At 64.6% G+C, this 15,269-nt stretch carries 15 protein-coding genes, 1 tRNA gene and 1 pseudogene; 5 read left to right on the top strand and 12 right to left on the bottom strand.

Translation table 11 applies throughout. The features are described 5' to 3' along the window. Complete coding sequence (locus F8R15_RS05600; protein WP_152843892.1) at nt 1–1,293, top strand: hypothetical protein; 1,293 nt, start codon at nt 1–3, stop codon at nt 1,291–1,293. 515 nt (nt 1,294–1,808) lie between these two features. Here the strand turns inward: F8R15_RS05600 and F8R15_RS05595 are convergent. The 7 genes from F8R15_RS05595 to F8R15_RS05565 all read right to left on the bottom strand — a co-directional run bounded on the left by F8R15_RS05595 (nt 1,809) and on the right by F8R15_RS05565 (nt 6,750). After that, a complete protein-coding gene (locus tag F8R15_RS05595) occupies nt 1,809–3,128 on the bottom strand; it encodes an MFS transporter (RefSeq protein WP_152843891.1) in 1,320 nt (439 codons plus the stop codon). A gap of 168 nt (nt 3,129–3,296) precedes the next feature. Further along, nucleotides 3,297–3,620, bottom strand: coding sequence for an SHOCT domain-containing protein (locus F8R15_RS05590; protein WP_152843890.1), 324 nt, complete (start codon nt 3,618–3,620; stop codon nt 3,297–3,299). Between the two features lie 104 nt (nt 3,621–3,724). Then, nucleotides 3,725–4,501, bottom strand: a complete 777-nt coding sequence (locus tag F8R15_RS05585; RefSeq protein WP_152843889.1) for an anti-sigma factor — start codon at nt 4,499–4,501, stop codon at nt 3,725–3,727. Then, entirely contained in the window at nt 4,498–5,022 is a 525-nt protein-coding gene (locus F8R15_RS05580) for an RNA polymerase sigma factor (RefSeq protein ID WP_368731009.1), read from the bottom strand. Before F8R15_RS05580 ends, F8R15_RS05585 begins: the two co-directional genes overlap by 4 nt. 56 nt (nt 5,023–5,078) lie before the next feature. Then, nucleotides 5,079–5,450: a hypothetical protein gene (locus F8R15_RS05575; RefSeq protein WP_152843888.1), complete on the bottom strand. Its 372-nt coding sequence runs from the start codon at nt 5,448–5,450 to the stop codon at nt 5,079–5,081. A gap of 100 nt (nt 5,451–5,550) precedes the next feature. After that, a complete protein-coding gene (locus F8R15_RS05570; RefSeq protein ID WP_152843887.1) occupies nt 5,551–6,381 on the bottom strand; it encodes an FTR1 family protein in 831 nt (276 codons plus the stop codon). Nucleotides 6,382–6,408: 27 nt separating this feature from the next. After that, entirely contained in the window at nt 6,409–6,750 is a 342-nt protein-coding gene (locus tag F8R15_RS05565; protein WP_152843886.1) for a cupredoxin domain-containing protein, read from the bottom strand. A 140-nt stretch (nt 6,751–6,890) separates the two neighbouring features. Here F8R15_RS05565 and F8R15_RS05560 point away from each other — a divergent pair. From F8R15_RS05560 to F8R15_RS05550, 3 genes and pseudogenes are all read left to right on the top strand, one after another. Then, nucleotides 6,891–7,647: pseudogene (locus F8R15_RS05560) on the top strand (IS5 family transposase); the annotation flags it as partial. A 345-nt stretch (nt 7,648–7,992) separates the two neighbouring features. Beyond that, a complete protein-coding gene (locus F8R15_RS05555; RefSeq protein WP_152843885.1) occupies nt 7,993–8,991 on the top strand; it encodes an LOG family protein in 999 nt (332 codons plus the stop codon). After that, entirely contained in the window at nt 8,960–10,339 is a 1,380-nt protein-coding gene (locus tag F8R15_RS05550) for an MBL fold metallo-hydrolase RNA specificity domain-containing protein (RefSeq protein ID WP_152843884.1), read from the top strand. The genes F8R15_RS05555 and F8R15_RS05550 overlap by 32 nt, the downstream gene beginning before the upstream one ends. Before the next feature lie 7 nt (nt 10,340–10,346). Here F8R15_RS05550 and F8R15_RS05545 read toward each other — a convergent pair whose 3' ends face one another. The 5 genes from F8R15_RS05545 to F8R15_RS05530 all read right to left on the bottom strand — a co-directional run bounded on the left by F8R15_RS05545 (nt 10,347) and on the right by F8R15_RS05530 (nt 13,729). Beyond that, the gene (locus F8R15_RS05545) at nt 10,347–11,267 is read right to left on the bottom strand and encodes an endonuclease/exonuclease/phosphatase family protein (protein ID WP_152843883.1); all 921 of its coding nucleotides are present in this window, start codon (nt 11,265–11,267) and stop codon (nt 10,347–10,349) included. A 328-nt stretch (nt 11,268–11,595) separates the two neighbouring features. Next, nucleotides 11,596–11,823, bottom strand: a complete 228-nt coding sequence (locus tag F8R15_RS21755) for a hypothetical protein (RefSeq protein ID WP_253732431.1) — start codon at nt 11,821–11,823, stop codon at nt 11,596–11,598. Nucleotides 11,824–12,101: 278 nt separating this feature from the next. After that, the gene (locus F8R15_RS21750; protein WP_253732429.1) at nt 12,102–12,419 is read right to left on the bottom strand and encodes a hypothetical protein; all 318 of its coding nucleotides are present in this window, start codon (nt 12,417–12,419) and stop codon (nt 12,102–12,104) included. Nucleotides 12,420–12,710: 291 nt separating this feature from the next. Then, nucleotides 12,711–12,785 (bottom strand) — tRNA-Asn (locus F8R15_RS05535). A gap of 71 nt (nt 12,786–12,856) precedes the next feature. Continuing rightward, nucleotides 12,857–13,729 carry an MBL fold metallo-hydrolase gene (locus F8R15_RS05530; protein WP_253732427.1) on the bottom strand — a complete coding sequence of 291 codons (873 nt, stop codon included), beginning with the start codon at nt 13,727–13,729 and terminating at the stop codon, nt 12,857–12,859. Nucleotides 13,730–13,765: 36 nt separating this feature from the next. Here F8R15_RS05530 and F8R15_RS05525 point away from each other — a divergent pair, with 36 nt between their 5' ends. After that, complete coding sequence (locus F8R15_RS05525) at nt 13,766–15,100, top strand: ATP-binding protein (RefSeq protein WP_152843881.1); 1,335 nt, start codon at nt 13,766–13,768, stop codon at nt 15,098–15,100. The last annotated feature ends 169 nt before the right edge of the window (nt 15,101–15,269 follow it).

Genomic DNA, 15,269 nt, shown 5'->3' with positions numbered 1-15,269 from the left:
ATGCGTAAACCGTCTCTTGCTCTGACAGTCGTCCTGTTCACGCTTCCAGCGGTGTCTGCCTTCGGCGAAGGCAATCACTTCGGGTTCTGCAATGGTGTGGGAAACAAACACGGGGCGGCAGATTGCGGGCCGAGCGGGACCGGCACCGGCACGGGAACACCGGGGACAATCCCGACGACCACCCAGCTTCCGACGACGGGCACTCAACCAACCCTTCCCACCGTTCCCGCGATCATCAATGTCGTGCCCACGAAGCCGACAGTGACGACGGGGTATGGCCCGGTTCCGACCGTGCAGGGACAGCCGGGCGCGCCGATCGTCGGCACCGGTCAGTTGCCGATTGTGATCAAGCCAGTGCCGCAACCCGTCCTGACCGGTGTCGGCCCGGTGAACCCGGCTCAACCGTTGCAGACACCGTCCTTCACCGGCACGGGGCAGTTGCCGACTGTGATCAAGCCTGTGCCGCAAACTGTGCTGACGGGCGTCGGCCCGGTCAATCCGCCTCAGGCTTTGCAGACCCCGTCCTTCACCGGAACGGGCCAGTTGCCCTACGTCATCCAGCCGCTGCTGCCTACGACCGTCACCGGGGTCTCTCCGGTGCCGACCATTCAACCGATTGCGGCGCCGTCCTTCACCGGGCAGGGGCTGCCCATTATCATCGTGGTGCCGAACCCGCCCACGACCTTTGGCGGCTATGGCCGAGTGCCCGCGTCGATCATCGTGCAGGCGAACCCGGGGCAAACCTTCGGAGGCTATGGCCGGGTTCCGCAGCCCACGCCGCAGGCGGTCCCTCAACAGGTACCCTACGCGGTGCCGACCCCGATGCGACAATCCACGCCGGTGCTGGCGCCGAGCAAGGTCGCAACGCCGGTCGCCTCGCCGCAGATGGTGCCCGGCCAAGTGCTCACGGCCACGCCTCAGGCGGTGCCGATGATGGTGCCGCGCCCGAAGCCGCGACCGGTTGGCGTGATGATGACCAGTTCGACGGGCGGAAAGGTCACGCATGCCCCGTCGGTGCAACAGCCCGCCCTTGGCAAACAACACGTCACCCATACGGCCGGTCGCCAGGCGCCGCACGATCCGCCGCGCTTTGCGTCCGCTGACGGAGGCGGTTCGTGGAATTGCATCGCGAGCGGCCATGGCAAGCGAAAACGCTTTATCGACGGCGAGGTCGCGGTCAGCGGAGCGCTCCGCCATGTCGGCGCGGTCGATGTGCTCGGGCGCGATTTGCCCGCCTTGCACCCCGATCATTCCGACTGCCTCGTGTCCGTCAGGCGCCGCAAAGAGCGGTGATCGGACTCAGGCCCCGTGATCTCACGGTGCGCACCGCATTCCAGAAGCTTGCGCTGCGTTTCTCCGCCACCCTCTTTTGCTGCATGTCCGGAGCTATCGGGGAGCGAATGTATTGTCCAAAGAGTGAAGGGCGGCCGCCGTCTGTGCGCTCCGTCGAGTGCTTTGCGGAGCTTTCTTACAGCCCATGAATGCTTTCTTGGTTGATGTCGTGACGATCGTCCCGGTGCTTCCGGCGATTTGCGCACCACGCAGCAAAAAACCGCGTCGCAGCCAGAAGACCGAGATGTCGCTGAACAGCCTAAAGCTGCCATTCGTTTTCCGTGCAGCGAATGTCAGCTTTCCGTCCTTCCCTTCAGGTGCTGCGAACGGCCCAAAGTGGCCGTTAATAATTCCTGCGGCAGAAGACCGATTGCTGCACGGTGAAAATGTTACCCTGAAATTTTCGATCTGCCGCGAAGACTCTGTCTGGTCGTCGGTGCGGTCTCGTGCGACTGCCGCTCGGGACCGCCTGAGCCTCAGAAGCGGGTGCCCCAATACGGGTGAAGATCGTCGATCACCAGCGGATGGCGATGCGTGCGTTGGCCCTGAAGATGCGGATGATCAGGCGAAAGGTTGTCGTGGCTATGTTCCAGCGTGACCGGATCGCCGGAGGGCCAGACTCGCAGCGCCACGATCAGGCCGAACGTCGCCACCCCTGCGAGCCCGAGCAGCGCAGGGACCGCGCCGAACTCGGTCATCAGCCAGCCGGAGAGTGGATAGGTCATCAGCCAGCAGGCATGGCTCAGGGCAAATTGCGCGGCGAAGAGGGCCGGTCGATCCTCCGAATGCGAGGACCGTCGCAGCAAGCGACCCGACGGTGTCAGCACTGCCGAATAGCCCAGGCCCGTCGCCAGCCATGCCGCGAGCAGCAGAGGCCAGCTGAGCCCGATGGCCGAGATCGCTACGGCAAGGCCGAGGAGCGTGCCGATCATCACGGCTGCACCGGACAGCATCACCGGGCGATCCGGGACGCTCTCGAGCAGGCGCGGCAGGCCGAGCGCCGCCAGCATCGACCCCGCCCCAAAGGCGAACATCGTCCAGGCCAGATCGCTGTCCGAGAGGTTGAGCCCGCCGCGCACCAGCACGACCGAATTCACCAGCACCATCGCGCCTGCAGCCGCCGCGGCGAGGTTCACCGCCAGAAGTCCCCGCAGCCGGGGCGTCGCAAGGTAAATCCGGATGCCGCGCGTGGTCCGGTCGTAGATGCCGCGCCGGGTTGCGGCCTGCGGGTTCGGCAGTATCACCGACACCACCAGCAGGGCCGAGCCCGCAAACCCCGCGACCGTGCCGAGAAACAGGCTGTTATAGCTCATCACCGCAAGGAGCAGCCCGGCGAGAGTGGGGCTGACGATGTTTTCAAGGTCATAAGCCAGTCGGGACAGGGAAAGCGCGCGGGTGTAATGCTCTTCTTCCGGCAGCACATCCGGCAGCGTCGCCTGAAATGTCGGGGTGAAGGCGGCGGAGGCGGATTGCAGGAGGAAGATCAGCACATAGACTTGCCAGACCTCGGTTACGAAAGGCAGCGCCAGTGCTGCGCAGGCGCGGACGAGGTCGAGCGTGACCAGAAGCGCCCGTCGGTTCACCCTGTCGGCGAAGGCGCCTGCCACTGGCGCGATGCCGACATAGGCGATCATCTTGATCGTGAAGACCGTGCCCAGAACCATCCCCGCATTGTCCCCGGCCAGATCGTAGGCCAGCAGCCCGAGCGCCACCGTGGCGAGCCCGGTGCCGAGGAGCGCTACGATCTGCGCGGCGAAGAGATGGCGATAGGTTCTGTCTGCGAGGATAGCGAGCATGGGCTCATGAATAGCTTGAAATGGCCTTGCGGTCCAAGCGACCCATCTCGGTCTTAGGGTCGGGGGCCTGATCCAAGCGGTCATGAGACGGGGCCAGCTTGGCGCCCGGGAGATCGCGCCCGACGGCTCGCAACCGTTCGCCAAGTCTGATCTCCGAGCGCAGCCTGGTCATTCTTCGAGCGCTTTTCGGCGGGCCTGATATTCCTCGGGATCGATTTCTCCTTTCGCAAGGCGTTCCTTGAGAATGTCGAGGGCGGTGCTCTGGCTCCGGCCCGGTCCGCGCTCCATCAACCAGCGCACGGCAAGCACGGCAAGGACGATGAGCACGCCCCAGAACACGACCATCATGCCGACACCGAAGAAGCCGTAGCCTTCGCCCCACATCATGGGATGACCGTAATAACCCTCTGCGTAGCCGCCCGGCGCATCGGCGAAAGCGACCGCCGGGGCGAGGGGTGCGAGACATGCAGTGAAAAGAGAAAGTTTGGCCATAGTCGCCTTCACGCGTTTGTTTTAGCGTCGATACACCTTTGAAGAGTGCCGGACATTGAGCCAGATCAACGGCGCGCTCCGAAGGATGCCACAGCGCAGAAAAATCATTGCCTGAAGGCAAGTTGCCGGTAGGCCGCCTCGGCCATCGGCCAGAGCGCGGTGCCGCTCAAAGGTGCGGACAAGGCGAAGCCGTAGCCCCGATCAACCCAGATTAGACTCGCCACACCATCCGCCCCTTCGGTCAGGCGAAACGCGGTTTCTCCGGTGGACAGCGCCGTGACATAGAGCGTCAGCCGCGCCCCCGCTCGGGTTTCATACATAAGCTGCGCGGCGGGGCCTTGATCGGCGGGCAGCAGGCGCCCGCCCACGAGGCTGTAGCCCTGCGCCGAGAGGTCCGGGGCGACGAGTTTGCGGTCGAGCCGCTTCGTCAGCCAGGCCATCAGGTGGTCGCGCTCCCGTGCGGCGACTTCGACCGGATGGACGACCTCCACCGTATAGACCGCATGGGCGACCTGTGCCTCGCGGGCGAGCTCTCTCAGTGGGGCGGCCGGTGGGGCGCTCCCATCCTGACGCGCCAGCCCCCAACCGGCGCCAAGCCCTGCGGCGAAGAGCGCCAAAGCGGCTGCCATCCGTGTCCAGTCCGGTCGAGTCGGCGTGGCGAGGCGCAGCCGCGCAGGGACAGGCGCGGCGTGGATCGGGGAGAGGGCCGCGCGCAGGGCGTCGCGATCGGCGCGCATCGCGGAGAGCCGCTGCGCCAGCGCGGGATCCGCCGCGAGCTTCGCCTGCACCCGGTCACGGGCCTCGGGCGGGAGCCGATCGTCGAGATAGCCGTGCAGCTCCGCCTCGTTCAGCATGTTGGCCTCCGCATGGGGATCGGTCATTTGAGCCTCCGCAGGTGGGGACGGCGCGGGCGGTCGGGGCGGTCATGGCCGGTCATCTCGCGCAGCGACTCTCGTCCGCGGGCAAGACGTGACATCACCGTGCCCTTGGGCAGGCCGAGGATCCGGGCGACCGCGTCATAGCTGAAATCCTCGACACCGACCAAGAGTAATACTTCCTGCTGCTCGATCGGCAGGCGTGCCAAGGCCCCCAGCACATCGCCGAGAAACACGACCGTCTCGGCATCGACCGTCGTCCCGGCGAGATCGTCGGGATCGATGGCACCCGCCTCGGGGCGCCGCGCGCGATGACGATGCGCATCGTGGTAGAGGTTGCGCAAAATGCGAAACAGCCAAGCCCGCAGCTTGTCCTCCGAGCGCAGCAGGTGCCAGCGCGTCAGCGCCCGCGCGAGGCAGTCCTGCACCAGATCATCCGCCGCATCGCGCTCGCGGGTCAGCGCGAAGGCGAAGCGGCGCAGCGCGGGGATCTGCGCCTCGATCAGATGGCGGGTGCGGAGGGTCACACGGGCGGGCCTTGCTGGATCGGGCGGCCTCGATGGGACGCCGCCCGGAGATTGCGTCAGGGTTGGGCGACCTTCCAGGCGCCATTGGCGACGCCATCGCCGGTCACGTCGCCCGGCTTCATGTCGTTCTTCCAAGTATACAGCGGTTGGCCCTTATATGCCCATTGCTTCGTGCCGTCGTCGCGGGTGATCACGCTCCAGTCACCCATCGCCTGATCTTCGGCGGAGGCCATCAGGGGCGGCCAGTTCGTGGCGCAAGGACCGTTGCAGGCGGACATGCCCTCGCTGTCCTTGGCGAAAGTGTAGAGCGTCATGCCCGCGGAATTGACCAGCGTCGGCCCCTTGGCGGTGTCGGTGACACTGGCAGGATCGGCTTGCGCAATGCTCGCGGCCAGCAAAACGGCAGTGGTCAGCAGAAATCGTTTCATCTTCCTCTCCTCTCGGAATTGGGTCCTGTAGGGAAGAAGACGACCCCGGCGCGGGAATAATCCCGGCCGGGGCAAAAAATTTGAATCTTAAGGACGAGCCTCAGGCCAGACGGGCCTGCAGGCTGCGGCTCTGCCAGCGCAGGATACCTGCGACCGTGGCCCAGTAGACGATCCAGCCGCCCAGCGTCGCGGCGTCCGGCGCGGCGCGATAGCCGGTCAGCGCCGAGATCAGCCCGCCAACACGGCCGCCGTCATCGAGCACCGCGCTCATATCCCAGAGCGGCGCGCCGAAGGGCAGGATACCTGCCGAGACGAGGTCATCCACGCCGGTGGTGAAGAGCGCCGCTCCCAGAAGCAGCAGCATGACCTCGGACACACGGAAGAAGCCGCGCCACGGCATAAATCGCGCACCGGCTCGCAGCGCCGCATAGCTTGCCCCAGCGGCAGCCACGCCCACGGCGATCGAGGCGAGAACCCCTGCCATCTCGCTCTGCTTCGCCGCCGCGAGCGAGCCGTAGAGGAAGACCACCGTTTCCGAGCCTTCGCGCGCCACTGCCGCCATCGCGAGCACGAAGACCGCCCACCAGCTTTGGCGTATCGCGGCGGCTTTCAGCCCGGCCTCGAGGTCGCGTTTCAGCGTGCGGCCATGGCCGCGCATCCAGACCACCATCTGCACGATCAGCCCGGCCGCGACGAAGACCATCACCGTCATCAGGTCCTGCCGGACATCTGCCGACAGTAGCTTCGAGAAGCCCAACAGCGTCAGCGCAAAGGTCAGCGCCAGCGCGAGACCCGTCAGCACGCCCCCCCAAAGAAAGCGCGCCGCTCGACGTCCGGCGCCTTCATGCGCGAGCCAGCCCGCGAGAATGCCGATGACGAGAAGCGCCTCGACACTCTCGCGCCACAGGATGAAGATGATCTGTCCGTCCATGACATTCTCCTGCGGGTGGAAGATGGATTATTTGACGACGATTGTGCCCTTGGCGGTGTCGAGATCCTCGTGGAATTCCTCGACGAAGGGATAGTTGCCAGCAGGTAGCGCCGGAAGGTCGATTGTCTCGGTCTGGCCCGGCGCGATGATCTTCTCGATACGCAGGCGCTTGCTCTCGAATTCCGCTGCAGTCTTGCCGGTATTCGAGACGGTCAGCGTCACGGCGGTATCGGCGGCCAGGTCGATCATTTGCGGAGCGATGACCCCGTCTGTCAGGGTGATCGTGGGAACGGCCTCATCTGCCACGGCAAGGGCCGGCGCACAGGTCAGCACGATGAACGCGGGAATGATGCGTGAAATACGGGTCATGATGTTCCTGCTTGTCTGTTCGCCCGTCGAATAACCGACAAAAACACTTGGGTCAAATAATTCCCGATAAAAATGCTAAGCTGTTTCGTCCGCAAATAGGCGCTCGACGCTGAACGGGCCGTGTCTGACCTTCCTCACTTCCAAAGAGCCATGGCAAACCGCGGGTCGATGACCGGCGGGGCTTGAGCGAGATAATCTTCATCAATCGTAATGGCTTGCGTTGGTCCGATGCGCCGCCAGAGTATGGCCCGCCGAAGACCCTCTACAACCGATGGAAGCGCTGGAGGTGAGTGGCTGAACGCCACTGGTCCGAGAGAAGCCACGAACGGGGTATTTTCGCCCGGATGATGGAGGGGCTTGCTTCCGAGGCCGCCGACCGGAAGACAGTGATGATCGATGTGAGCAGGCGAACGCCATGCGTTCGAGTGAGCCTGCGCAAGTATCTCAAGGCGCTCCGCACGGCTTCGAGCCTGCGGTTGAAAAAGGGGGGCGTGGCAGGCTGATTGGGCGGAGTTCGAAGATCAGAAAACGATCCGGGGGATCGTTTTCCTGAGAACGGGTGGCATGAACACCAAGTTGCATGCCGTCACAGACGCGAACGGCCGCCCGATCAAGTTCTTCATGACAGCCGGCCAGGTCAGTGACTACACCGGTGCGGCGGCCCTGCTGAGCAGCCTGCCCGAGGCCGAATGGCTGTTGGCCGATCGGGGCTACGATGCCGACTGGTATCGTGAAGCCTTGCAGGACAAGGGCATTAAACCCTGCATCCCGGGCCGGAAGTCTCGAGGCAAGCCCATCAAATACGACAGGCGCCGCGTTACGACCCGCTACGACAGGTGCCCGAAGGTCTTTCTGTCCACCGTAGCCCTCGCCGCAACTGTCATCTTCTGGCTTTGAAAATTAACGAGTCTGGAGTCTACGGAGCAGTCGTTCATCTATGGCGCAGCGAAGGGCGGCTCTCCGCCCAGGCCACCGAGCGGGTAGCGACCGGCCCTAAGCTGACATCTTTTTTTGCGAGAACGCTGCGTGAGAACGGGGGAGCAATAGTCGGTCACGGTAGCGGCGGGATGCGCCTGCTGCGGGCGGCGTAGAAACCGTCCACTTTTGCCACTTTCTGGCGACCGGGAGCGTGCGAAGATTTTTCGCCGTGGACTTGTATCGCAAGGTTCGACTTGCCTGCGCCGAGGAAGTCGTCAAGCTTGCCACCGCAAGCCTGCCGGTTCGGTAATCGAGGAGGAGCCGATGTCGGAGACTATCGAAGAGGAAAGCGCCAAGCCCCGGCCCGCCGATGACGTGGCGCGCGAGGTCGATCTGCCGTGGTGCCAGCCCAAACCCGGCCACGAGGATGTCCGCGCCCCCGATCTGATCCGCGAGATCATGGCGCATCCGAATTACCTTCAGGCCGATGAGGATGTCGATTTTCTCAACCGCGACGAGATGCGCGGCCCGCGCCTGCAGCTCGATTACCAGAAGGCCGAGACGCTGCTGCGCGAACATGGCATCGCCCATTCGATCGTGGTCTTCGGCGGCACCCGCATCCCCGAACCGGAAGCCGCGCGCGAGAAGCTGGCCGATATGGAGGCCCGCAGCGCGGCCGATCCGAGCAATGACGATCTGACCCGCCGCGTCGAGATCGCCAGACGCGTCGTCGCGAAAAGCCGCTATTACGAGGTCGCCCGCGCTTTCGGCCAGATCGTCGGTGCGCGCGAGGGCACGCATGGCAACCGTCTGGTGATCGTCACCGGCGGCGGGCCGGGGATGATGGAGGCCGCCAATCGCGGCGCCCATGATGCGGGCGCGCGCACGGTGGGGCTCAATATCACGCTCCCGCATGAGCAATTCCCAAACCCCTATATCACGCCGGGCCTGTGCTTCCGCTTCCGCTATTTCGCCCTGCGCAAGCTGCATTTCCTGATGCGCGCGCGGGCGCTCGTGGTGTTTCCGGGCGGCTATGGCACGCTCGACGAGCTGTTCGAGACGCTCACGCTGATCCAGACCCGCAAGATCCGCCCGCTGCCGGTGATCCTTGTCGGGCGCGAGTATTGGAGCCGGGTCTTCGATCCGGATTTCCTTGTGGAGGAGGGGGTGATCGACCCCGAGGACCGCGACCTGTTCTGGTATGCCGAAACTGCCGAAGAGATCTGGGAGGATATCGGGCGTTGGTATGCGCAGTTCGGTCGCAATATCGACGAACCAATGGGAGGAGAGGATGAAGATTTCATTTCACGGTGCCGCGCATGAGGTGACGGGATCCTGCCATCTCGTCGAATGCGCGGGGCGCAAGATCCTGATCGATTGCGGCATGTTCCAGGGCCGCTCGGAACTGACCGAGGATAATGCCGCGAAATTCGGATTCGAGCCCTCCGAGATCGACATGGTGCTGCTGACCCATGCCCATCTCGATCACTGCGGGCGGCTGCCGCTTCTGGTCAAGCGTGGCTTCAAGGGCGAGATCATCACGACCTCGGCCACGCGCGATCTGGCGCGGCTGGTGATGCTCGACGCGGCCCATCTGCAAGAGGAAGAGGCGCGCCATCATCACCGCCATGGGCGGCGCGGCGGGTCGCGTGAGGCGCTTTACGACACGATGGATGCGCTCGACGCGGTCGATCGGTTCGGGCGCAACGCCACCTATCGCAAGACGCTCTCGCTGTTTGACGGGATCGAGGCGACCTTTTTCGACGCGGGCCATATCCTCGGCTCGGCTTCGATCCGGCTTGACCTGACCGAGCATGGCCGCACCCGAAAGGTCCTGTTCTCGGGCGATCTGGGCCCCGACAATCGGCCGCTCCTCAACGATGCCGACCCGCCCGAGGATGCAGATGTCGTGGTGATGGAAACCACCTATGGCGAGCGCGACCATCGCGGGCTCGAGGCCTCGATCGCGGAATTCCTCGCCGCGATCCGCGCGACCACGGGGCGGGGCGGCAATGTCATCATCCCGACCTTCGCACTGGAGCGTGCGCAGGAGCTGTTGTGGTTCCTGCGCGAGGGGATAGCCTCGGGCGAGATCGAGAAATCGCTGCGGGTGTTTCTCGACTCCCCGATGGCGATCTCCGCGACCCGGATCTTCGCGCGCCATGACGAGGCGCTGCGCCCGGAACTGGCCGAGATCATTCGCAAGGGGCGCGATCCGTTCCAGCTGCCCGAACTGCATTTCACCCGTGAGACGCAGGACTCGATCGCACTCAACGAGATCCGCTCGGGCGCGGTCATCATGGCGGGTTCGGGGATGTGCACGGGCGGGCGCGTGCGCCATCACCTGCGCCACCACCTCGCGCGGAGCGAGAGTGCAGTGATCTTCGTGGGCTATGCCGCCGAAGGGACGCTGGCGCGGATCATCGTGGACGGGGCGAAGCACGTGAAGCTTTTCGGCGAGGAGATCCCGGTGCGTGCGCAGATCCACACGATCAACGGCTTCTCCGCCCATGCCGATCAGAGCGACCTGAAACGCTGGCTGGCCCGCACCCGCCACCCGGAAAAGATCTTCCTCGTGCATGGCGAGAAAAAGTCGATGGAGGCATTTGCGAAAGGGCTAGACCCGGCGAAGGTCGTGATGCCCGAGCTGCATCAGAGCTTCGAGCTCTAGCCCCGCTTCACAGCCCCGGCAGGTCGATCGTGACGGCCGCGTGATCGCTTGCATGGGGGCGGTGGCGGCCGATGCCGGGCAGGTGCTCGCCTCGATAGCGGGCGGCCTCGGTGCCCAAGCCCTTGCGCAGGATACGCGGCACCGCATCGGGGTAGCGCGCGGCCAGCGCAGGCGAGGCGAGCAGCACATCGGGGCAATGGTAGCGCCCCGAATGCGGATCGTAATAGGTCCAGCGCTCGGGCCGGGGCATCCGCGCCATCAGATCCACGCTGAACCCGTGTTCAAGCGGCGCGGTCGCGCGGGGCAGGGGCAGCTCGGGGTCGTCGGGCTCGTTGAGATCGCCAAGGATCAGCCAGAGCGCTTCGGCCGGAACGTCGAAGTGCCGCTCGATCAGCGCCCGTGTCGCCAGCGCCTCAAGGCGCCGGGTGCGCCAGGCGGCGGCCTCGTCGGGGTAGGGCGATTTGAAATGCGTGATGAACATCGTCAGCGCGCCCACTTCGACCATCAGGCAATCGCGCCGGAAGACCGGCATCTCGGGATCGACGCCCTCGGGCAGTTCCAGCCCCAGATCGCCCGGCCTCAGCGCGGCATGGCTGCGCACCGCTCTCAGCGCGCGGCGCGACAGCACCGCCAAATCTAGCCCGCGCCCGTCATTGCCCGGCAGGCAGACCCGCTCGGGGTAAGGCCGTGTGCCGGTGGGCAGCAGGTAGCGCGCGTGAAAGTGCTCCAGCGTCGCGAGGTCGAACACCTCCTGCAGCGCGACCAGATCGGCGTCGATCCCGGCGAGCAGTTCCGCCGTCAGCCGCCGGTCGATCGGATCGAGGCGCGGGTCCTCGGGGTCGTCGCTGTCCCAAGCCCCATGCAGCCGCCCCAGCTCCCGGTTCGGCAGCAGGCGCATGTTTTGGGTGTTGAGGCTCGCGATCCGCATCTTGGCGTCAGCATCGCATGGGCAGGGCGGTTTGGAACAGCGCGAATGCGTCCTTTGATCCTCCCCCAATCAAGTGGTCCGCCGGTATGTTTAGGAAAACGGAGGATCAGAATGGCTACGAGGCGACACAAGCCGGAAGAGAGTGTCACGGTGTGAGGGGACCGCGGCCCCAGTGGGCCCGCGCAAGCCCCGATCACGCGGCAAGTTGAGGTGCTTGACCACGTCATAGCCAGAAGAACGAGATGTCGCCGAACAACAGCAAGCCGACATTCGGCAGAAGCGCAGCGAATGGCCGCTCCCCGCCCAAAAAACGCCTGACACATCCCCGTCATACCCAAAGTGGCAGAGCATCGATCGCCGGGCGCATCAGGTTGGGTGGGGGCGGCTTGTGGTAAGTCTTCTCGTGAATATCGCGCCCTTCATGGCCCACGATGTCGCGAATGATCTTATCGTCGATTGGCGCGTGTTCGAGCGCGTTCTGCGCGTAATGGCGTAAGCTGTGGAAAGATAGCGCCGTGCCGTCGGCGTCCAGCGTATCATCGATGATCTGTCTCATCCGGCGTCCGAGTTTCTTGCCGTGCTTCCCGCTCTTGGGCTCCCGAAGGTCTGGAAACAGTTCAGGGTGCCCGGGACGCTTCATCTTCGTCACATGGTCGAGAAACCCGAGCTCGATCAGGCGCGCATGGATCGGCACGATACGACAAGAGGAGAGCGTCTTGACCCGGCGCTACTCGGTTTCACGGATCGAAATGCAAGGGATGTCGTCGACCTCGATGATGTCCCCGGGCGACAAGCCTGCAATCTCTTCGCGTCGCGCTCCCGTCACCGCGCCGATCAGCGGGCACCAATAGATGCCGTTGCGATAATGCGCCTGCGGCTCTCACTGGCAAGGTCGCGGCGATAAAGGTCGATCGTCGAGCTCAAAAGTTCAGAAGCACCTTCGGGCGCGTCCGCATTCACTCCCGACCGTGCCAGATGTGCCCAAGCGTCCCGCGCGGCCTCGTCGTGGCGCACATCATCAAGCGGATCGAGGGAGTCGAACCGGCGCAGCAATTGCAGCTTTTCGATCTTCGCCCGCTCGCGCTTGATTACATCCGCCAGCCAGACGCGCGCCTCTTGAGGGGAAATCTCGGTCCTGATGATGCCGTCCATAAATGTGCCGCTCTCCGCACTATTCTTGCGTGCTAAGATAGTCGCCACACGGCGATCCGTCGTCCCCAAGGAGAGCTTCAGGTCAACGAATTTTGTGGAAAACACCCGGATTCGACGGCGCCATTGATAGGCAGCGCCGCGACGGGAGAGGTGGGGGTGGCCGTGCATGGTCTTGCGTCGCCCTTGTTTCGGACGGGTCCACGCAAACTCGAGTGATGGAACACCCGTATGCCACACCTACGAAGCCATAAAAGGCTTTTTGTAGCTAAATCAACACCCTGGAGGGGAAGATGGCTCCGGCGGTAGGGATCGAACCTACGACCAATTGATTAACAGTCAACTGCTCTACCGCTGAGCTACGCCGGAACATGTGAGGGTGTATATGAATCTCGAATTGGGATGTCCAGAGGGTTCTGGTGAAAAATTTCAGGCTTTCGTCACGTCAGCGAAAATAGCGCCTCTGGGCGCAGGTCGGGCGCGGCGATGACTTGGTTTTGCACTGACATTTCAACGAGATGCGCGAAGACATTGCGTTCGGCCGCGGGCAAGAGGGCGGCGGGGACGTCGGTGTAGATCGCGCGGGTGAGGCCCTGCGGGGTGGCGGGGCGCTCGGTGAGGGCGCTTCGGATCTGCTCGGTGCGGGCGTCGCGATGCGCGCGCTGACTCGCGATCAGGGTCTCGGGATCGGTCACCGGGTCGCCGTGGCCGGGATAGAGGATGCGCGGGCTCTGCGCCTCGATCCGCGCGAGCGAGCGGTAATAGTCGCCCAGATCGCCGTCGGGCGGCGAGATCAGCGTCGAGGACCAGCCCATCACGACGTCGCCGGTCAGAAGGGCATCGCCCATCGCGAAGCTCAGATGGTTGCAGAAATGGCCGGGCGTGTGCAGCGCGGTGAGCGACCAGTCGCCATGGCTCAGCGTCTCGCCATCCTCGAGCAAAATGTCGGGGTCGAACGCGTGATCGACGCCCTCGCCGCCGCCCGCATGGCCGCGCGCCGCAAGTTCCGCCATCACCGGTGCGCGCCCGGCTTCGGGCGGGCCGAAGGCGAGGATGGGCGCGCCCGTGGCCTCGGCCAGCAGTCGTGCGCCGGGGGAGTGGTCGAGATGGGCATGGGTGACGAGGATATGGCTGACACGTTCACCCGGCGCGAGCGCGTCGAGCAGCGCCTGCAGATGGGCAGGATCGGCGGGGCCGGGATCGACCACCGCGACCTCTCCGGTGCCGATGACATAGGTGCAGGTGCCGGTATAAGTCATGGGGGACGGGTTCGGAGCCACGATCCGACGCAAGCCGGGCTGCAATTCTTCCATCTTTCCCTCCATCGCGGCCATCGTTAGGGTTCTGGCATGAAATTTCGCTGGCTGAAACAGATGATGCCGCGCGGGCTCTATGGGCGGGCCGCGCTGATCCTGATTCTGCCGGTGGTGACGATCCAGCTCGTGGTCTCGGTCGTCTTCATTCAGCGCCATTTCGAGCGTGTCACGCAGCAGATGACTGAAGGCATGGTGCGCGAGATCGCTCTGCTCGATCAGGTCGCGACCAATGCGCCGACAGCAGAGGTTGCGCGCGAACGGCTCGACGTGCTCGACAAGACGCTGAACTTCGCCTCGCAATTCCCGGCGCCCACGAATCTCGCGTCGCAGCGGGGCGATACGCGCAGTTTCTTCGATCTGACAGGGATCGTGGTGATCTCGACGCTCCGGGCCAACCTGTCGCAGATCCGCTCCATCGATCTCGACAACACCACCAACTCCGTGCGCGTAGTGCAGGAGACGCCGAACGGGCCGCTGGCGGTCAGCTTCGCGCGCAGCCGGGTTTCGGCGTCGAATCCGCACCAATTGCTTGTTTTGATGGTCTTTGTTTCCATTCTAATGACGCTGATCGCCTATATCTTCCTGCGCAATCAGCTGCGTCCGATCCGCAGGCTGAGCCATGCGGCGGAGGAATTCGGCAAGGGGCGCAACCTGAATTACCGCGTCTCGGGGGCGACGGAGGTGCGCGCCGCGGGCCGCGCCTTCCTCGACATGCGCAACCGGATCGAGCGTCAGATCGAACAGCGCACGCTGATGCTGTCCGGTGTCAGCCACGATCTGCGCACGCCGCTGACGCGTCTGCGGCTCGGGCTGTCGATGATGGAGGAGAACGACGAGGTCCGCGCGATGGAACGTGACGTCGACGAGATGGGGCGCCTTGTCGATGCGTTTCTCGAGTTCTCGCGCGACGGTGCGTCGCATGGCGAGCCGGAGACGCTGCCGATCTGCGGCTTCGTTGCAGGCGTGGTGGAGGACATGCGCCGAATGGGGCGCGATGTGACGCTGGTCGATTGCGACAGCGAGGAGGACGCGACCTTCCGCCCCGATGCGCTCAAACGCGCCTTGGCGAATCTGATCGGCAACGCGGTCCGTTACGGTACGCGCGCGGAGATCACCGTCTCTATCGCGCGCACGGGGTGGCGAATCGCGGTGCATGATGACGGGCCGGGCATCCCGCCCGAACGCCGCGAGGAGGCGATCCGGCCATTTACCCGGCTCGACCCGGCGCGCAATCAGGATCGCGGGCAGGGCGTCGGACTGGGTCTTTCGATCACCGCCGACATCCTGCGTCGCCACGGTGGATCGCTGAAACTCGGGCGATCCGAACGGCTTGGCGGCTTGATGGCCGAGATGATCCTGCCGCGCTGAGCGGCTACACGTTCGATCACGCGCGCGCACGAACCGCTCACGGCAACGAGATCGCCTCTTGCGGCCTGTCCCGGGGCCACGCATTGTGACGGGTGAGTGACATGCCCTAGTTGAATGGATGCTTCACGGCTCCTAGATATTGGGTTGAACAGGGGAGGGGCGTGGTCGC

The organism is Thioclava sp. JE_KL1, from assembly GCF_009296265.1.
Classification (GTDB): Bacteria; Pseudomonadota; Alphaproteobacteria; order Rhodobacterales; family Rhodobacteraceae; genus Thioclava.
This window is presented reverse-complemented; position numbering and strand designations above follow the sequence as displayed.